19 protein-coding genes are annotated in these 19406 nt (G+C 39.0%); 11 read left to right on the top strand and 8 right to left on the bottom strand.

Features of this window, described 5'->3' with window-relative positions:
- The first annotated feature begins 229 nt into the window (after nucleotides 1-229).
- Genes BN997_RS11315 through BN997_RS11335 form a run of 5 tightly spaced genes read left to right on the top strand, consistent with a single transcriptional unit; the run spans nucleotide 230 to nucleotide 4650 of the window.
- Nucleotides 230-1435 carry an Nramp family divalent metal transporter gene (locus BN997_RS11315; protein WP_042532339.1) on the top strand — a complete coding sequence of 402 codons (1206 nt, stop codon included), beginning with the start codon at nucleotides 230-232 and terminating at the stop codon, nucleotides 1433-1435.
- A gap of 14 nt (nucleotides 1436-1449) precedes the next feature.
- Nucleotides 1450-2193 (top strand): 5-oxoprolinase subunit PxpB, encoded by a 744-nt coding sequence (gene pxpB, locus BN997_RS11320; protein ID WP_042532341.1) that lies wholly within the window; start codon nucleotides 1450-1452, stop codon nucleotides 2191-2193.
- Nucleotides 2174-2941 (top strand): 5-oxoprolinase subunit PxpA, encoded by a 768-nt coding sequence (locus tag BN997_RS11325; RefSeq protein ID WP_374705744.1) that lies wholly within the window; start codon nucleotides 2174-2176, stop codon nucleotides 2939-2941. Before pxpB ends, BN997_RS11325 begins: the two co-directional genes overlap by 20 nt.
- Nucleotides 2931-3929, top strand: coding sequence for a 5-oxoprolinase subunit C family protein (locus BN997_RS11330; RefSeq protein WP_042532345.1), 999 nt, complete (start codon nucleotides 2931-2933; stop codon nucleotides 3927-3929). Before BN997_RS11325 ends, BN997_RS11330 begins: the two co-directional genes overlap by 11 nt.
- Nucleotides 3901-4650: a putative hydro-lyase gene (locus BN997_RS11335; RefSeq protein WP_042536030.1), complete on the top strand. Its 750-nt coding sequence runs from the start codon at nucleotides 3901-3903 to the stop codon at nucleotides 4648-4650. Before BN997_RS11330 ends, BN997_RS11335 begins: the two co-directional genes overlap by 29 nt.
- 77 nt (nucleotides 4651-4727) lie before the next feature.
- Here BN997_RS11335 and BN997_RS11340 read toward each other — a convergent pair whose 3' ends face one another.
- The 5 genes from BN997_RS11340 to BN997_RS11360 all read right to left on the bottom strand — a co-directional run bounded on the left by BN997_RS11340 (nucleotide 4728) and on the right by BN997_RS11360 (nucleotide 10558).
- On the bottom strand, nucleotides 4728-5273 hold the full coding sequence (locus tag BN997_RS11340) for a hypothetical protein (RefSeq protein ID WP_042532347.1): 546 nt from the start codon (nucleotides 5271-5273) through the stop codon (nucleotides 4728-4730).
- A gap of 24 nt (nucleotides 5274-5297) precedes the next feature.
- The gene (locus BN997_RS11345) at nucleotides 5298-5828 is read right to left on the bottom strand and encodes a hypothetical protein (protein ID WP_042532349.1); all 531 of its coding nucleotides are present in this window, start codon (nucleotides 5826-5828) and stop codon (nucleotides 5298-5300) included.
- Between the two features lie 91 nt (nucleotides 5829-5919).
- Complete coding sequence (locus BN997_RS11350) at nucleotides 5920-6615, bottom strand: LrgB family protein (RefSeq protein ID WP_042532351.1); 696 nt, start codon at nucleotides 6613-6615, stop codon at nucleotides 5920-5922.
- Nucleotides 6608-6976 carry a CidA/LrgA family protein gene (locus BN997_RS11355; RefSeq protein ID WP_042532353.1) on the bottom strand — a complete coding sequence of 123 codons (369 nt, stop codon included), beginning with the start codon at nucleotides 6974-6976 and terminating at the stop codon, nucleotides 6608-6610. Before BN997_RS11355 ends, BN997_RS11350 begins: the two co-directional genes overlap by 8 nt.
- A gap of 279 nt (nucleotides 6977-7255) precedes the next feature.
- Entirely contained in the window at nucleotides 7256-10558 is a 3303-nt protein-coding gene (locus BN997_RS11360) for a YhgE/Pip domain-containing protein (RefSeq protein ID WP_042532355.1), read from the bottom strand.
- A 334-nt stretch (nucleotides 10559-10892) separates the two neighbouring features.
- On the opposite strand from BN997_RS11360, the gene BN997_RS11365 reads away from it, so the two are divergent.
- Nucleotides 10893-11489 (top strand): TetR/AcrR family transcriptional regulator, encoded by a 597-nt coding sequence (locus BN997_RS11365; protein WP_052484989.1) that lies wholly within the window; start codon nucleotides 10893-10895, stop codon nucleotides 11487-11489.
- 71 nt (nucleotides 11490-11560) lie between these two features.
- Here BN997_RS11365 and mqo read toward each other — a convergent pair whose 3' ends face one another.
- Nucleotides 11561-13069, bottom strand: coding sequence for a malate dehydrogenase (quinone) (mqo, locus tag BN997_RS11370; RefSeq protein WP_042536033.1), 1509 nt, complete (start codon nucleotides 13067-13069; stop codon nucleotides 11561-11563).
- 264 nt (nucleotides 13070-13333) lie between these two features.
- The gene (locus tag BN997_RS11375; protein WP_042532358.1) at nucleotides 13334-14197 is read right to left on the bottom strand and encodes a dimethylarginine dimethylaminohydrolase family protein; all 864 of its coding nucleotides are present in this window, start codon (nucleotides 14195-14197) and stop codon (nucleotides 13334-13336) included.
- A 695-nt stretch (nucleotides 14198-14892) separates the two neighbouring features.
- Between BN997_RS11375 and BN997_RS11380 the strand changes: the two genes are divergently transcribed.
- Complete coding sequence (locus BN997_RS11380; RefSeq protein ID WP_042532360.1) at nucleotides 14893-15369, top strand: hypothetical protein; 477 nt, start codon at nucleotides 14893-14895, stop codon at nucleotides 15367-15369.
- 57 nt (nucleotides 15370-15426) lie between these two features.
- On the opposite strand, the gene BN997_RS11385 is transcribed toward BN997_RS11380, so the two are convergent.
- Nucleotides 15427-15618 carry a hypothetical protein gene (locus BN997_RS11385; protein ID WP_042532362.1) on the bottom strand — a complete coding sequence of 64 codons (192 nt, stop codon included), beginning with the start codon at nucleotides 15616-15618 and terminating at the stop codon, nucleotides 15427-15429.
- Between the two features lie 277 nt (nucleotides 15619-15895).
- Between BN997_RS11385 and BN997_RS11390 the strand changes: the two genes are divergently transcribed.
- The 4 genes from BN997_RS11390 to BN997_RS11405 all read left to right on the top strand — a co-directional run bounded on the left by BN997_RS11390 (nucleotide 15896) and on the right by BN997_RS11405 (nucleotide 19340).
- Nucleotides 15896-16708 (top strand): DUF368 domain-containing protein, encoded by an 813-nt coding sequence (locus tag BN997_RS11390; protein WP_042532364.1) that lies wholly within the window; start codon nucleotides 15896-15898, stop codon nucleotides 16706-16708.
- A gap of 21 nt (nucleotides 16709-16729) precedes the next feature.
- Nucleotides 16730-17050 carry a thioredoxin family protein gene (locus tag BN997_RS11395; protein WP_042532366.1) on the top strand — a complete coding sequence of 107 codons (321 nt, stop codon included), beginning with the start codon at nucleotides 16730-16732 and terminating at the stop codon, nucleotides 17048-17050.
- Nucleotides 17051-17298: 248 nt separating this feature from the next.
- Nucleotides 17299-17988 carry a response regulator transcription factor gene (locus BN997_RS11400; protein WP_042532368.1) on the top strand — a complete coding sequence of 230 codons (690 nt, stop codon included), beginning with the start codon at nucleotides 17299-17301 and terminating at the stop codon, nucleotides 17986-17988.
- The gene (locus BN997_RS11405; RefSeq protein ID WP_042532370.1) at nucleotides 17985-19340 is read left to right on the top strand and encodes a sensor histidine kinase; all 1356 of its coding nucleotides are present in this window, start codon (nucleotides 17985-17987) and stop codon (nucleotides 19338-19340) included. Before BN997_RS11400 ends, BN997_RS11405 begins: the two co-directional genes overlap by 4 nt.
- Nucleotides 19341-19406 lie beyond the last annotated feature (66 nt).

Raw genomic sequence — 19406 nt, forward strand, 5'->3', positions numbered from 1 at the left:
TCAAAAATGAAAACGCTTTAATTAACGAGGTTAAATGAAATGATGACGGGTGGATGACATCGAAGCAGAAAAGGTTGAAAAACAAAACTAGACTTGCTTACACTTATTTCAGTCATCCATCGTACGCTTCTTCGGATTGTAGCAAAGCTAACGATGAAATACTGCCAAAATCAGCCTTTTTTAAAATCTGAAAGTTTGTTTAAACATCATAAACAATGGGGGAGTTACCATGAAAAAGATTTTATTAAGGTTAAAGAATGTCGGTCCAGGCGCTATTGTAGCAGCTGCTATTATCGGGCCGGGAACGATAACAACAGCCAGTCAGGTTGGTGCCCAATTCGGTTTTATCTTGATTTGGTCCTTGCTGTTCTCCGTTATTGCTACCATGGTCTTGCAGGAAATGACCACCCGCTTAGGAATTGTTACAAGAAAAGATTTGGGCACAGCTTTTAGAGAACAGTTTGAAAATCCTTTATTAAGGGTGTTGACAATCATATTAGTTGTCGCTGCTATTGGAGTCGGCAACGCAGCTTATGAGACAGGCAATATCGTCGGCGGTGCCATCGGTCTGACCACCTTAACAGGTTTCCCTATCCAGACATGGGGCGTAATTATCGGTATTTCAGCCGGGTTGCTGCTCTGGTTTGGCACATACAAAATACTTGAAAAAGTTTTCATTGTATTAATTGGTTTAATGGTACTCAGTTTTTTTATTACGGCAATTGTAGTTAAACCTGATTTATCGGCTATTTTTGAAGGTGCATTTATACCGACAATTCCGGATGGCGCTATTATCCTAGTGATTTCCTTAATCGGTACAACGATTGTTCCGTATACGCTTTTTTTGCAGTCAGCAACGGTTCAGGAGCGGTGGAAGGATAAAAGCGGGATAGGGGAAAGCCGGTTCGACATTGTTACATCGCTGATTGTGGTCGGTATTGTTACGGCCTCGATTGTAATCACTGCCGCAATGGCTTTTCCTCTTGGCACAACAATTGATAATCCAGCTGAAATGGCTATTCAATTAGAGCCGCTGCTTGGTTCTTGGGCAAAATATGTATTCTCGATTGGTATTTTTGCTGCAGGTGTTACATCAACGATGACGGCGCCACTAGGAGCAGCCTATGCTATTTCAGGCGTTTTTGGCTGGGACAGGAATTTAAAATCCATGAAATTCAGAGCCATTTGGATGGTTATTATTTTAATTGGAATCATTTTTTCAGGTTTGGGATACAGTCCGATTGAAATTATTGTGTTTTCTCAATATGCAAATGGCTTAATTTTGCCTGTTATCGTTCTATTTTTGTTGTTTGTCATGAACAACCGCCGAATGCTGGCCGAGAACGTCAACAAGCTATGGATAAATATTGCAGGCTGGGTTGTATTTGCCATTACGGTACTTTTGGCTTTATTATCATTTAATATAATAGGTTAGCTGGAGGAATTGCTATGCAAAATATCATCTTTCAGCCGTTAGGAGATACAGGGATACGGGTACAGTTTTGCGAACAGGTTTCCTCCCGGCTAAATAAAAAGATCAGGAGCTTTTGCCTTCTGCTAAAAAAAGAGCGTATTAAAGGTATTGTAGAATGGGTTCCTGCCTATGATTCCGTTTCTGTCTATTATTTGCCGGACCAGCTTACGTATCATGCAATCTGTGAAGAATTATCCACTTTATCCAGTTATGCATCACGGGATAAAGTGGAGCAGAGGAATCGGATATTTATTCCAACTTTGTACGGCGGGGAAGCTGGTTCTGATTTAGACCATGTCGCCGTTTCTAATCAATTAACAAAAGAAGAAGTGATTGAGAATCATTCAGGTACAGATTATCTTATTTATATGATGGGATTTCTGCCGGGCTTTCCTTATATGGGCGGACTGTCTAAATCCATTTGCACACCGCGGCTGGAAAGCCCGAGATTACATGTGCCGGCAGGATCGGTAGGAATCGCCGGGGAGCAAACGGTGATATACTCATTACAGTCCCCGGGCGGTGCAAATATTATAGGACGTACACCTGTCACCTTGTTTGATTCTTCCCAAGAGAATCCATTTTTATTTCAGGCAGGAGATAAAATCCGCTTTGTTTCGATTACGGAAGAGGAGTATGAAGCAATAGAACAAGCGGTAAAGAACGGCAGCTATAAAGTGAGAAAGGAAGTGTTCCATGATGAAACAAAGAAGCATTGATTTAAACAGTGACTTGGGGGAGAGTTTTGGAGCTTATACGATAGGTCTTGATAACGAAATTTTGGAGGTAGTCACCTCTGCAAACATTGCTTGCGGCTTTCATGCCGGAGATTATAATGTTATGGGAAAAACCGTTAAAATGGCTAAAGAAAAGCAGGTAGGGGTTGGAGCCCATCCAGGCTTTCCAGATTTGATTGGTTTTGGCAGAAGAGCCATTCAAGTGGATCCAGATGAAGTTTTTCATTTAACAGCTTACCAAATTGGTGCTTTAAAGGCCTTTTGTAATATTCATGAGGTGCCTATGCAGCATGTGAAACCGCATGGAGCTTTGTTCAATATGGCAGCGAAAGACCGGGAGATTGCTGAAGCAATTGCGAAGGCGACAGCTCAAGTAGATGAACAATTAATTCTCTTTGGGTCATCAGGAAGTGAATTGATTCGTGCGGGAAAAAAATACGGATTAAAAACAGCCTCAGAAGTATTTGCTGACAGAACGTATCAATCGGATGGCTCGTTGACAGCTCGAACAGAAAAAAATGCAATGATTACAGAGGTAGAAAAAGCAATTGAACAAGTACGCAGTATGGTTTTTGAAGGAAAAGTCACCTCCGTTGATGGAGAGGAAGTCCAGGTGGAAGCCGACACCATCTGCGTCCATGGAGATGGACAGCATGCCCTTCTGTTTGCAAAGGAATTGCGGCAGCGTTTGGAACAAGAAGGGATTCGGATGAAACGTGTTGGAGAATAAAGCGGAGCAGCAGCCGCTTTTTAAAGTAATTAAACCGGGACTGTTAACAACCATCCAAGACTTGGGAAGAACCGGCTTTCAAAAATACGGGGTTGTTGTCTCCGGAGCAATGGATCCATTCGCTTTGCAGACAGCCAATCTCTTAGTGGGAAATAGAAGAGATGAGGCCTGTCTGGAAATAACCATGATGGGTCCGGAGCTGGTTGTATTATCGGAAGCAACGATAGCTATTTGTGGCGCAGATTTAAGTCCTATGATAAATGGCAAAGCCGCACCGATGTGGAAATCAATCCAGCTTAAAAAGGATGATTATGTGACGTTTGGCGCTCCTCAATCGGGGGTGCGGACTTATTTATCTGTTTCGGGCGGGTTTGACTCACCAGTAGTTATGGGTAGTAAATCAACTTACCAAAAAGCTGGAATTGGGAAGCACGTTGAAAAGAAAGATACGATTTTCGGTTATGCGGTGAATGGAAAAGCAGGAGTTGGATTAATGCATACAGAAATCCCCAGGTACCGCAAGGAGGTAGAGCTTCGTGTCGTGAAAGGTCCACATATGGAGCGATTTACAAAGGAAGGAATAGATAACTTTTTCAATAACGTACATCTTGTTAGTCCGCAGGCAGACCGGATGGGGTATCGGCTTAAATCCAAGGCTATTGCTCATAAAAATGGAGCAGATATTTGGTCGGATGCCATTCCGTTTGGAGGTGTGCAAGTGCCGGTGAATGGCCAGCCAATCATATTGATGGCTGACCGGCAAACGACTGGGGGATATACGAGAATTGCTACAGTTATTTCTGTTGACCTTTCCAAAGTAGCTCAGCTTGTCCCGGGCGGCAAAATTTGTTTCCGGGAGGTAGATGTCGAAGAGGCACAAAAACTTTATAGGGAAAGAGAACAGTTTTTACTTCAAATAAAATATTTTTGCAGAGGTGATAGCAGTGTTAAAGGAAAGAATGGCTATTCGAAAAGGAGAGTGGACTAAACCCACAGCAGGGCTGGCTCCAACTCATGTACAGGCAAACCTGGTCATTGTTCCAAAGAAGCATGCGTATGACTTTCTCTTATTTTGTATGCGAAATCCGAAGTCTTGCCCATTGATTGAAGTGACGGATGCTGGCTCCTATACACCTGTAAGCTCTGCGCCGGATGCAGATATCAGAACGGATATTCCGAGATATCGAATTTTTAGACACGGGAAGCTGGCAGATGAAGTGATGGATATTACAGAAGAATGGCGTGAGGATTTTATCAGCTTTTTGATTGGATGCAGCTTTACCTTTGAAAATGCTTTAAGGGCGGCTGGAATTCCTTTGAGGCATATAGAAAACAAACAAAATGTTACGATGTATGAAACCAATGTGCCCTGTCATGGGGCAGGGGACTTTCAAGGGAATCTGGTGGTTTCCATGCGTCCGATTCGCGCAGATCATGTGCCCGCAGCTGTTCAAATCACATCGGCCTTCCCAACGATGCATGGCGCACCGGTACAGGTTGGTTATCCAGAGAAGCTGGGAATCAAAAACCTGCAGGCCCCTGAATATGGTGATCCTGTAGAAATAAAGGAAGATGAAATTCCAGTGTTTTGGGCGTGTGGTGTAACACCGCAGCTTGTAGCACTTCAAGCAAAAATTGAAATAATGATCACACATGCTCCAGGACATATGTTTATTACAGATTTGCTGGATTCTGAAATAGGAAGATGAGTTTGTAGAACGATTGAAGCTGCCAAAAGCGCCTAATCACTTTAAAGATTACGGCGCTTTGAATCATTTTGCTGGATTCATTGAACATATCTCTCATCAAAATATTCAATATCATCGATGTACCATTTATTATCTATTTTCATCATCGTAATATTGTCGTACAGCTCGTATTTGGAACCCTGATCAGGAATATCGGATGGCAAGGTGATACGAATCTCTGTGCCTACGATTTTATCGTCCTGTGTCAGCCAGGATGATACGCCTTTTCTTCTGGAAGCTTCAATTTGAGAATAGCGGAATCCGTCACCCGTATTTGTTAGAAAAAAAGTGATATTTTCAGGAGTTTCTTCATAATCCGGATTTCCTTCCATGCTGTTTCGGATTTGATAGGCAACTTTTCTGGAAAAATCACCTGAAAAATATTCGCCCAGCTGATCGTCAACTGTTTCGATGACCTCTTCCGGATCATCTGAATCAATAATAAGGTCGCCGTGATTTAATTCATGAATAAAGTCTTCCAGTACGTCCAGGCTTCCCACTTCTGCCTTGTCATGAGAATCAACGCAGCCAGATAATATAATAAAGATACATAAATATAGCACAGACCCAAAAATATTTCGCAAAGCGTTCCTTCCTTTCTGCCTTCCTTATCTGTCCTTTCCTAATCTTTCTAATTCTTCTCCATTTGAGTCATACTCGGTAATCCAATAGACATGATATTTATCCATTAACGTATCTAAGCTCTCTGCAAATTCTTTATTTTTATCAGCAATTGGCATGCTGTTTTCATTGAATTTCTCCAAAGCAATTTCTGTTTCTGATTCCGTACTGTCAGGGTTTAACTCATCAGCAAGCTCTTGGAATAATGCTAATAAATAAGACTCTCTGTCTAATAGTAATTCGTTTAAATCATTAACAGCACGATATTCCAAATCTGTCTGCTCCAGATAGTCAACACTTTTTGTTAAAACAGGCAATATATCGTTTTCGATAATAAGTAACATTTCTTCGGCATCCTCTGCCCAATTAAGAGAGGAGTATGTAGAACTATCTATCTCCCAGTTCTCCATCCAATGATTATAAAAGGCAATCAGTTCATCGCCTTTTTGACTTTTATTAAAACAGCCGGAAAGAAGCAGTATGCCAGCCAATCCAAAGAATAGCCAAACCCTTTTCAACAAAGCCACCTCCTTGCATTGCTAAGTAATAACAGCGCAATACAGAAACAAGATACAGCGTACCTTTTATGTACAAAAATAACGAATGTTTTCATGATGTAATAAATAATAATAAGAATATCGGAACAAGAAAAGAAACAACCACAGCACTGAGTGTCATAGATAAAGCACTGATGGCGCCTTCCATTTCACTGTCCTCTAATACTTTTGCCGTCCCTATTGCATGAGAAGCCGTTCCAATACTGAGTCCTTTAGCAATGGGATGCTCAATCCGGCAAATTTTTAAAATAACAGGCCCAAACATTGCTCCGCTGACACCAGCTAACATAACGAATACAGCAATTAGGGAAATATTCCCGCCTGCTGTGTCCGTAATACTGATCGCAATAGGAGCAGTTACAGATTTAGCAGCAACAGTCTGAATCAGCCAGTCATCAAAACCTAATAGCTTTGCTCCTGCTATTCCAGTAAAAACACCGGTCAGAGAACCGGCAAATATACCGATACCTATCGCACCTGCATATTTTTTGATTAAGTGAATTTCTCTGTATAAAGGAACAGCCAGAGAGACAACGATAGGACCGAGAAAAAGATCAATCCACTGCCCGCCAATCATATAGGTTTCATAAGAGATTCCTGTTAAGGATAAGAAAATGACCATACTTGCCGTACAAAGGAAAATAGGCATGGTAAATGGGCTTGGTTTCCTTCGATATATCCTCTTGGATAACCGGTACAGGATAAACGTTCCTGCAATTGCCGTTATCCCAATAAAGAAATTAGTCATAGGATTTCACCTCTTTTTTTAAGATGAAATTTGTTACAATCCCACTGACACCGATAACAATAAAGGTACTAACAATAACCAATAGAATGGTCAAGCTGCCTTTGCCATAAAAAAAGGTTAAGTACTGGATAATTCCAATGGTAACCGGGATAAAGAAAAATGGGATATCTTTTAAAAGAAAATCAACACCAGCCTGCATCCACGTTAAAGGAATTATTTTGAAAAATAACAGGCTGAAAAGCAGCAGCATCCCAATAAGACTGCCGGGAATACTCAGGGAGAAGAAGCCTTGAATAAGCTGGCCAATAAAATTAAAAAGAAATAAAATACCAATTTGTAAAATCATTATGAAATACTTCACTATAAACCTCCGTTGTTATTCTCCATTTTGAACAGCCTTTAAAAAAGAAAAGATACTAATCATTTTATCAGAAAACGTGTCATTCGTTAAAGGGCGTTTTGAAAGCATATTTCCTTTCTTGAAAATCTTGATAATCTGGAACGCGACCCGTTGATGAAAAAAGATTTTTGTTGTCTGTCCCTTCTAAATAGAAAAAGTAGGATTGCATAAAAAAACAGCCCGGCAAAGCGCTGGCCAGGCTGTTTGTAATCTTAATATTATTACATGATCATCATTTTGTTAATCAATCATATTACTTTTCTTGCTCTTAAGATAGGCTTTATGAACACGCGGTGCAATCCATGGCCGGAAAGTATATCCTAACAGAATAAAGATAGCCGGGAAAATCGCCAGTATAAGGAATCGGTTGTAAACAACAGACCATACAATACCGCCGGTCGCTTCTCTTAGAATATCAATAGCATACGTGAACGGCAGGAATGGGTGAATAGCCTGGAAAAATTCCGGCGCTACTTGGATTGGAAACATTCCGCCGCCGCCTGATAATTGCAGAATCATAAAGATAATCGCAATCGCCTTTCCGACGTTTCCAAATAAGGAAACTAACGTGTATACGATAATCATAAACGCTAACGCAATCAAGACGCTAAAGAGTGTAAAGTAAACAGGGTGTGCCATATAAGCATCGAGTATAAAGATATTGCCGAGCGAAACAATGACCGCTTGTAAAATAGCTACAATCAAGAACAAGGTCATTCGGCCAAGATAAATATCTCTTAAGCTGAATTCTTCTCTATTTTTATCTTTTAGATCCGTTGTAATCAAATTACAAAGCAGTAATGCACCAACCCATATTGCCAGCACAGTGTAGAATGGTGTGTTGGCTGAACCGTAGTTCGGGATAGGGAATAATTTTTCTTCATCCAGTTGTACCGGACGGGAGAAATACTCTGTTTCATCACTCAAGTCATTCTGCAATGCAGCAATTAATTCCTCGATAATTTGATCGTCTTCCATCTGTTTTATCCGGTCATAGGCATTTTGAATATCCTCTTTGTATCCTGGCCAATCATCACGGATAAAGTCGGCCATTTCTCCAATAGCTTCCTGCGCTTCCGGTAAATTATCCTGCACAAGGGAATTCAAATTCTCATATTGGGCAATTAAATCATCCATATCGTTTGTAACAAAGCCGGCTAAATTATTTATTTCATCTTCTAAATGCGGCATATCATTCTGGAAAAAGCCGCTTGCCATATCCACACCATTTTTAAATTCAGGGAAGTGTTGATTTACAGTATCAGAGACATCACTGAATTGTTCTTCATAATATGGTAAGTTCTCATTTAAAAGGTTTAAATAATATTGGGAATCATTAACAACTGTTGCTGCTTCCGATAAATAATTAGAAGCTAAATCAGTATATTCCAATGCGGCACTTAACTTGGAATCTGCATCATTTAACCTATTTTCTAACGTAGTGAAAGCATTATTCACAAATGGTTCTAATGTGTCCTCGTTAAAGGTTTGTAACGTATTCAAATCATTTATGGCGTTATCCTTCACGTCTTCTAACTGGCTAAGGTCTAAATTTCCGTTTTCCAGAAAATCAATGACATTATTTAAATTAAAATCGCCGCTTTCAAGAGCCTCTTGAATGTTATCCAACTCCTCTTTATTCTCCGGAGTTTCTAATAAAGCAAGTGAGTTCTCCGTGCTTGTAATAGAGGATTGAAGCCCTTCAATACTGTCCTGAATCGCTTGAAGTTGCTCTTCTGCATACTCTGCCCGGTCAGGATTTTCCTTCATGGCAATCAATTCAGGCAGTTGCTGTATATTGCTTTTAGCAAGGTCTATATTTTGATCCAATACATTGGAAATTTCATCAAAAGCCTGCATCGTATCGTCATGAAGTTCATTAATGACTTGGTCGATTTCTTCATCACGCTGCTGCGTTTCCGGTGTATCTTCGGATTGCTCTGTTTCTTCTGCAGCATTATCATTATTTTCTTCGCTTTCTTGTTCTGTGTTTTCTTCCGCGTCATTGCTGCTTTCTTCGTTATTCTCTTCGGTACCTTCTTCGGCATTGTCACTATTCTCATCGGTTTCTTCGTTCTCTTCATTTTGTGAGGTATCTGGAACAAATTCAGCATTTGCTAAATCTTCTTTGACCTCATCGAAAGAGGATTGGTAATCAGCTATTGCCTCATTTAACGTAGTTATATCTTCTTCCGTAAAATTATCCGCTTCTATTTTAGTAAGCATATCCTCTAATTCAGCAGAAAGTTCATTTCCTTGCTCTTTTGTTCCGTCAGCAGTACTGCTTAATTTATCTAAGGACTCATTTGATTCCAGACTGTCTGAATTACGAAGCTCTTCTAGCATTTCTTCCAGCTTACCTTGAGAATCACCAACTGAATCCTTTACGTTATTCACAAAATCAGGTGTTACGGATTCTTCTGTATTAAAATCAAAGGAAGGCAGTCCATTGATAATTTCCTCCGCTTCATTGATTCGGCTGTTGACAAGCTCTGATACTTCATCGGTTGCTTGTTCGGCCTCTTCTAACGTGTCCTGTGCATTATCAACCTGATTTTGATAGTCCTGAATTTGATTATTGATCTCTGGAATACGTTCTTGTACATCTGCTAGCGTATCGCCGGCAGTAATACTTGCTGCATAAGCATCCTCCAGTCCCTGATTAATCGCAGGGAAATATTGCTGGATAGAGCTGATTCGAGTTAAAGCATTTTCGATGTCAGGCATGGATTGATTTAATTCAACCACTGCATTTCCAAGCCGATTGATATCATCCAGATGAGACTGGGCAGTCAGAATCTGATCTCCGCCTTCCCGAATGTTCGACTCGTACTCCTGTAAGCTGTCTAATGTATCTGCATAGTTCTGAATCGTATCTTGATCTTCGTCTAACTGAACAATAAGGTCGCCTGCTTCATCAATATCATCAATGTGATCATGCAGATTATAAACAGCATCTCTTATTTTTTGCATGGTAGGCAGATTTTCTTCAAGCTCTATCCCTGCGTTATTAAATTCTTCCAGCAATGTTTTTGCCGTTGTCTGCACAAATTCATCATTAATGGTTTCTGTGATTTGTGTAGCTCCGGTGCTGGTCATTTTAGGAGCAATGGCATTGACCTTTTCATTCACTTTATATTGGACGATGGCGCTCCTTGGTTCTTCATTAAGTATACTGGCTACATCCTCCGAAAAGCTTTCAGGAATATGAATTGTGGCAAAGTATTCTCCTGTATATACCTTTTCATCTGCTTCTTCAATGGAATCATCGAACTGCCAGCCTAACGAATCATTTTCCTTTAAGTTTTCTATCAGTTCGTCTCCCATATTAATGGATTGGTCTTCCACTTCCGTCCCGGTATCATCACTGACTACGCCAATTTTGATTCCCTCTGTATTGGAGTAAGGGTCCCAGGATGCTTTTATATTAAACCAGGCATAAAAAGAAGGGAGGATGGCTAACCCAATAATTAAAATAAGAACAGAAGGAACCCGAATGATGTTTTTCATATCTTGTTTAGTAATTTTAAAAGCTTTTTTCAAAAAAATTCTCCTCTTTTCTCGATCGGGTAAATAAAAAATTATAAAATGTGTTATTATTTCAGAATCAATGCTAACATCTATAGTTGATATAAAAGAATAAATATGTTGTCTTCCTCTGGCGGTTGCACATAATAAATTCAATGTAGTTTCTCACCTATAGATTTTGGTTATGTGTCTTATTTTATGCTTTATACATACAGATTGAAGTATCCAATGGCTGCCAGAATCAGTACTTTTAATTTTTTAATGTTCATCTTTTACTAGAAGTATGGTATCATAAAAATAAATGAATGACAATCAGTCAGTTTTAAAATTTTCAAAAGGGGGCATAGTAGTGGCTAGAATATCAAATAAAAAAGAGCTTATTTTAGAGAGTGCCTATCAGATTTTTAAAGAAAAAGGGCTGGAAGATACGCGTGTCTCCCAGATTGTGAAAAAAGCCGGGATTGCTCAAGGAACATTTTATTTATACTATAACAGCAAAATGGATGTTCTCCCGGATTTAGCACAGCAAATCATCTCCAATTATACGCAATACCTTACAGAGCATGGAGATATAGAAGCTGGGCTGGATGCTAATTTACGCCTGGCAATAGATCGTATTTTTGAAGTGAACCAGGAAGATAGAACAATCCCTTCGATTGTTTACGCAGGGATTACCAGAAGCGGGGATATCGATAAGTGGAAGGTCATTTATCGTCCATTATATGATCTGATTGCTGACTATCTGAAGGCTGCAAAAGCAAATGGAGAAATCCGGGAAGATATCCATCCGGATTATTATAGTGAATTTGTAATATCTTTAATTGAATCTACGGCAAGAGGCTTGATTTTATTTCAGCATTCTCCGGAGGAAGTGGAAAAATATAAAGAAGAGCTGTCATCCTTTATATTGAATGCTGTGTCTTGGACTCCGATAAAAGTAATTTAAATTAAAAAGACTTCGATTCTAGTATTTTTATAGAAGCGAAGTCCTTTTATTATTCATTCGTATGAACCTTCTTAGCTTAATAATACTTCCTTTTCTGCTTCTAATTGCAATGTGTCATTCATTTCCTTGTTTAAATCAGCAAATAAATCAGGGTGATCGGATAACGAAACACCGTATGATGGAATCATTTCCTTGATTTTCGGCTCCCATTTTGTGAAATGATGCGGGAAGCAGCGCTGAAGTACATCAAGCATGACATCAACAGAGACAGATGCTCCAGGGGAAGCGCCGAGTAAAGCCGCAATCGAACCATCTTCTGCAGTGATTACCTCGGTCCCGAATTGAAGGGTCCCTTTTCCGCCTGTATCGGTATCCTTAATAACCTGTACCCGCTGACCAGCAACTACAATATCCCATTCTCCGCTCTTGGCATTAGGAATGAATTCGCGTAAGTCTTCCATTCTTTTTTCATCTGACAGGAGCACCTGCTGAATAAGATATTTTGTCAGGTCCATTTCCTTCGCCCCGGCTGCCAGCATAGTGGTTAAATTATTTGGCTTGATAGATCCAAATAAATCCAAGTTTGAACCGGTTTTTAAAAACTTCGGTGAAAATCCAGCGAAAGGACCAAATAATAAGGAGCGTTTTCCGTTAATAAACCGAGTATCTAAATGCGGGACAGACATTGGCGGAGCACCGACTTTTGCTTTTCCATAAACCTTCGCGTGATGCTGTTCAACAACTTCCGGATTATTACAAACCATAAATAATCCGCTCACCGGGAATCCGCCAATATGCTTTGATTCCGGGATATTTGTTTTTTGTAATAAAGGCAAACTGCCGCCTCCAGCACCAATAAATACAAATCGTGCTTTATGATAAGAAACTTTGCCGTTGAATAGATTCTTAACTTTCACTTTCCATAATTGATCTTTCGTACGAGTAATCGATTCTACCTCATGCTTAAAGTAGAGCCGTGTCCCGCCTTGTTCCTCCAGTTGATCAAACAGTTTTCGCGTTAAGCTTCCAAAATTGATATCGGTACCTGACTCAATTTTGGAAGCGGCAATAGCCTCATTATCATTACGTCCATCCATCATAAGCGGAATCCATTCTTTTAACTTTTCTTCATCATCCGTAATCTCCATGCCTTCAAATAATGGATTATCCTTTAGAGCTTCTACACGTTTCTTTAGAAATTCCACATTTTTTTCGCCTTCTACAAAGCTTAAATGCGGTACGTTTTGAATAAAATCACCAGGGTTTTCTAATATACCCTGTTTCACCAGGTAAGACCAATATTGTTTCGAAAGTTGAAATTGTTCATTTATTTTTATTGCTTTCGTAATATCAAGCGTGCCATCTGCCTGTTCTGGTGTATAGTTCATTTCGCATAGAGCCGAGTGTCCTGTGCCGGCATTATTCCATGCATCCGAACTTTCCCGCGCAGTCTGGTCAAGTTTTTCAAAAACATTAATCTGCCATTCCGGTTGCAGTGTTTTTAATAAGGAGCCAATCGTGGCACTCATGATTCCACCACCGATTAAAATGACATCTGTTTGATTCGTATCTTTCCTCATCATCGTCACAAACCTTCCTAAACTAAAATTCTTGCATGTATACTCTTACAAAATAGAATTCTCTAAAAATAACGGTCCAGCTGTTATTTAAATAAACAGTTACCCATATTAATCTATTATACTCCTTTTTGATAAAAGAAAAAAGATGTTTCACGTAATCGAATGATTATAAGTACAAATAAAGGGTGAAAAGGTCCTGCTAAAGGGGGAAGATGACTGCAAAAAAACTGCGAAAGCTGATCTATTTGCATCAGCGCCCGCAGTTTAAGATGACTTCTTCCGATAAAGGGGAAGCGTACAGCATCGGAAGGATCCTCCGGATTTAATAATTTCAGAAAAAGGAACTTCTATAATATGATAGCCAAGCTCTTTCAATAGATGATTCACCCGTTTATTTTCAGGAAGGCTGATTACTTTTTTATCTCCGATAGACAGGATGTTTGGCGCCATACTAAATTGTTCCTCTTTGGTTACTTCGATTAATGTATAATGCTCCTTCATCATTTGATAGGCAGCTTCACTCATTCCATCCCGGTAAATTAACGCCTGTGCGCCCTCCAGGATATTAAATACACAATCCAAATGAAGAATATCCTCCTGCAATGGAACAGCGGTAACCTCCAGATGAGGGAATTGCTCACAGAGATAATCGATTGCTGCCTGATTTGTGCGCTGGCTTAAGCCAATCCAAATACGATTGTTGTCAAGAATCACATCTCCGCCCTCTATACTTGTGTTGGAAAAAGAAATATAGTCCAGTTGTTTGTCCCGAAGCCACTTTTTTAAAAGAATGGTTTCTTCCTTGCGAATATCCCGGTCCATATTAGCCGCGAATAATGTATCATGAAGTGTAAAACCAATGTCCCGGGTAAAAACTTGCTCATTTAAATTTGGCTTTGCCGGGAGGGAAATGACTTCGACATCGTTATCCTCCAGCGTTTTTACAAAGAAATCATGTTGTTCGGTTGCTTTTTTTATATCAATATTCTCGGTTGCATAATAAGCCTGTGTTTCATTAATAACCGTTGTAATTTTCATATAATCTGGCGGGACAACGATGACTTGCTGTAATGGGTCAAATTCATTTTGACAGTGAATGATATATTTTTCATTTTCCTTATTATCCATATAGACTGTGCCCCCAATTTTTCCTTAAGGTAACTTGTTTCCGTAAATTTATTATATGTATTAAATGATGAGGATGCAACGAACTTGGTGGGGCGAGTAATCGCAGCAATGATGTCAGAGTAATACGCCGCTGCGAAGAAACACTACGCTTTCCATGGGCTTGTGCTCAGCCTCCTCAAAAAAAGAAGTTCGCTTTTTTTCTACGGGTCTTCACCCTACGCTTTCCCATTCGAGCCTCTGTATTTTTCCTTCGCTAGATAGTTTTTTACTACCCATTTGTAACAAATATAATATTCAATAAACTCATTAACCTGACAACATTGGTAATCGCAGTCCCATACCAACACCAATGCTTAAAAACAAAATTGGTCATTCATACATTATCCGCGGCTTAACTAGCAGTAAAAACTTCATTGATATGTTTCAAGAATCTTTAAGAAATCATACCTTTAAGCAGATATCCTTAGGGTACTAACTTTTAAGCTGATGAGGCAGAAAAACGTTAGACTGAATAAAATATCGCTTTATCTTATTATGGCGCAGATTGCTAAAAAAATCCATCTATCGTATGTTATGATGAAAATGATAAATTTGTATCGGAAAGAGGATAATGGTTGGAAGATATACGGCACAGAAACAATCGATACAACCTTTGTTGATGGGAAGGCAATGAGATTAGCGATGCTTATACTGGGATGGAATACAGCGGTCAGGATATCGAACAGCTGGACGGAGAGTATGCCGATGCTATAAAAAAATTAGATTTCAGCTCGGTTGATGATACATTAACCGTAGCGTACTATACGGAAGAAGTGGGTTATGCCATTGCTGATATCATGATTGGAAATAATCCGCTCCAGCAATTAACTGTCGAAGTATTAGCAGATATGAAGGATTATTTGACGATTGAAGAATATATAGATCAATGGATGAGCACGGCAGAGGAATTAGGCTCCGTTGAAATAAATATTTTAGAACAAGAGGAAGATTATGCTATCTTTCCTTCTGGTATGACAGAGGCTACCCCGGAATTTGCAGAGCAATTTCAGGTCAGCAAGGTATATCTTGACGGCGAAGATATTTACACAATCGATTATACCCAACTGAATGACAGTGAAATCGATGATGAAGAAATAGATAGAAGGGTACAGATATTAAAGGAAATGGAGTAATATAAAATATGAAAATCTCCTCGTCACTACAGTACAGTGGATAACGGGGAGATTTTTTTAGATTTCCTTCTTTTTCTTTTTAGAGACTTTTTCATTCGGAATGTATTTTGAAAAGTGTACGGCAAAAATAAGGCATACTAATGCAAGCCCCCATGCAACAACGCCGCTCCAATACAGCTGCAATTTAGCTCCAATATAGATGATAAGAATACTTACTAAAAAAAGAATTAATGTTAAATACCGTTTCATCTTCCTTCCCCCTAAAAATCTGAACACAACGATATATATAATGATGGTTATTATCTAGTTTTTCTTTTCTATTTTAATCTATACCAACAGTATAAAGGATATGTCAATCATCGTCATGATAAAAGCCTTTTTAATATATGTATGCTGCTTTATTTCTGTAAATGATATTTGAACAATTTGTAAATTAATGAATAAAACCTTTTCTAAAGTATATTTTTCTGACCACTTTTGATAAAATAACCTGGTAGTAATGAAATATGAAGGAGAACAAGCATACATGGAATGGAAAAATGTATATCGTGGTTTAATTATGGGTTCCGTAGAGGTTGTTCCAGGAATAAGCGGGGGAACAATCGCTGTATTATTAGGCATTTATGAACAGTTAATTGCATCAATAAGCGGTTTTTTCAGTAAGGATTGGAAGAAGCATCTTAGCTTTTTAATTCCGTTAGGGGTTGGCATGGTTACAGCCATCTTCTTATTTGCCAGAGTGATTGATTGGCTGTTTACACATTACCCAACGCAAACACAATTTTTCTTTTTAGGACTGGTTATTGGAGTAATTCCGTTCTTATATCAAAAGGCAGAAGGGAAAACAAAGTTCCAGGCAAAACAGTATATATTGCTGATTATTGGGTTCATTGTTGTTAGCGGATTGGGAATTTTAAATCCGAATGAGGGACAGGTTATTCAAGATATTAATACAGATACGTATATCTTATTATTTATTGCGGGATTTATCGGCAGCAGTGTGATGATGGTGCCGGGAATTAGCGGATCTATGATAATGATGCTGCTTGGTGTATATCCAACGATAATGGCTGCCATCAGTAATTTTCAGTTTTCTGTTATCATTGTGGCAGGTGCGGGGATTGCACTTGGTTTTATTATTATGAGTAAAATTATTGCTTATTTTTTAAGAAATTATTTTACAAGTACCTACGCGATTATCATCGGGCTTGTTATCGGTGCCGTTACCATTGTTTTTCCGGGTATCCCGGCAGGCGCTGGAAGTATTATTGTGTGTATCCTTTTATTTATAGGCGGATTAATTGCAGCATTGGCATTGGGCAGATTAGAATATAAATAAAATGGAATGGGAGAGATGATGATGGAAGCAATTAAAACAGAAGCAGCATTTCAAGAAATTATTCAAAGTGAAAAACCGGTAATTATAAAATTCTTTGCAGACTGGTGTCCCGACTGTAAACGTATGGACATGTTCATCGGCGAGGTAATGGAAGAATTCAACGGCTATGACTGGTATGAGGTGAATAGTGATGAAGTGTCTGGATTAGCCGAGAAGTATGAAGTAATGGGCATTCCAAGCATTCTTTTATTCCAAAACGGTGAGAAGATCGCTCATCAGCATAGCGCGTATACCAAAACGCCGGATTCTGTTACAGATTTCTTGAAACAACATCTAGGCTAAAAGGCTTTGACAGCAGGCTTAGACCATGCTTGAATTAAACTGTTTCCCAAAAGGATTGAACGAATAGACAATTCTGCTTGATAAAGCAGAGTGATTTACGTAGGTAATTATTCATTCAGCTGTTTTGGGGACAGTTTTTTTGTATAATTAATTCGTATGCTTTAAATATAAAAAAGTGAAAAAATAACGTACGTTGGACACCCCGGTTAGAGGAAGTGTCATGTTTTCTTTAGAAAGGAGCACAGGCCATGCAGGAACGAATACTTATTGTTGAGGACGAACAAAAAATCAGCCGTGTTTTGCAATTAGAATTAGAATATGAAGGCTACGAAACAATCGTTGCAGCAGATGGCAAACAAGCGCTGGAATATATAGAAGCGGAAGAATGGAGTCTTATTTTATTAGATATTATGATACCTGAATTAAGCGGTCTGGAAGTATTAAGGAGAGTCCGCAGACAGGAGAACGACACCCCGGTTATTTTACTGACTGCCCGTGATGAAGTGTATGATAAAGTGAACGGCCTTGACCTTGGTGCAAATGATTATATAACTAAACCTTTTCAAATTGAAGAATTGCTAGCCCGTATCCGTGCGAATTTACGGAAAACCGTTCAGAGCGGGAGCAGTAATGAAACATTGCAAGTAGGCGATTTACAAATTGACACGGCGGCGCACGAAGTTATCCGGTCAGGTAATATGATTGAATTAACACCTAGAGAATATAATTTATTAGTCTGTCTATTGGAAAATAAAAATAGAGTATTGACACGCGAACAATTAATTGAAAAGGTCTGGGGCTTTGACTATATTGGTGAAACAAATGTGGTAGATGTCTATATCCGCTACCTGCGTCAAAAGATAGATAAAGGATATGATAAAGCATATATTCAAACGATACGTGGCGTAGGCTATTCGATTAAGGAAGGAAGCCAATGACATTACGTAAAAAAATCATTTTATTTTCATCTGTTTTTATGTTTTTGGTGATTGCTATTTCACATACGGCAATTTATTTTCTATTTTACCGAACGGCTTCCAATGGAGAAATCGATCAGCTTCATATCCAGGCAGACGCGTTAGTGTCTACCATTGCCGAAAATAATTCCTTATCGGAAGAAGCAATGGGAGAACTGTTAAAGGCTTATTTGCCAGCGAACGGAATTATTCGAATTATAAATGAAACAGAGAATGATGTTCTTCCTGTGCAGACAAAATCAAATCGTTATACAGACTTGAGTGTAAGTTATACAACATCAGAAACAAGCCGTATTGTCCAAGACGACAACACAGGAAGCAATTTTGCGGTTATCGAAAAACCAATCATTTGGGAAAGTGGCGAAATTGTTACAGTTCAGGTAGCGAATGAACTGGTTTATTTAGATGAAACAATGGGGACATTAACATACGTGCTTTTATTCTCCAGTGCAGTGATACTGATTCCAACTGTTATAGCGAGTATCGTTTTAAGCCGCTTTTTATTAACACCAATTCAAAAGCTAAAGGATACGATGCGACGGAATATCCTTAATAAAAATTGGCAGAAGATTGATGTGGATGAGCGTTCTAAGGATGAGCTTTACGAAATGGAAACCACATTTAATGAAATGATTGACTCCTTAAAAGAAAACTTTGAGAAACAGGAAGCCTTTGTATCCAATGCATCTCATGAACTGAAAACACCTATTCAGATTATCAAAAGCTACGCCCAGCTTATTGAACGTCAAGGAAAGAAGCGTCCGGAATTACTGGATGAATCTGTAGGAGCCATTGATTCAGAGGCTGACCGGATGCAGAAGCTTGTAGAGCAGCTGCTATTATTAGCAAAGCATAAAAATGAGGAACAGAAGCAGGCAGTAAATATACAAACGATAGTAAAGCAGGTTATTCAGACGTTCCAAAAGGCATACCCTGAACGGAGCATTCAGCTGGAAGCCGAAGCTGGAAATTATGAAAGCTTTGGTAATATCGATCAGCTAAAACAAATCCCATATATATTAATTGAAAATGCATTAAAATATAGTGAAGAAGCAGTTCTGGTAACAATGCATACAGATACGGAGAAAACTGTGATTCAATTTAAAGATGATGGGGAAGGTATTGCTCTTGAAGAACAGGAGAAGATTTTCGACCGTTTCTACCGCGTGGATCGTGCCAGAAATCGAGAAACTGGCGGAACGGGCCTTGGATTAGCTATTGCTAAAGAAATCATTGAAAGACATGATGGAGAAATCACCGTGGAGAGTGAAATTGGTCAGGGATCAACATTTACTTGGATTCTTTCCAAATAACATTTTTCTCATCAATTTCTAATCTAGTTATCATGCTTTCATAAAAACTGCTGTTTATACTAGAGA

The organism is Oceanobacillus oncorhynchi (assembly GCF_000821065.1).
GTDB lineage: Bacteria > Bacillota > Bacilli > Bacillales > Amphibacillaceae > Oceanobacillus > Oceanobacillus oncorhynchi.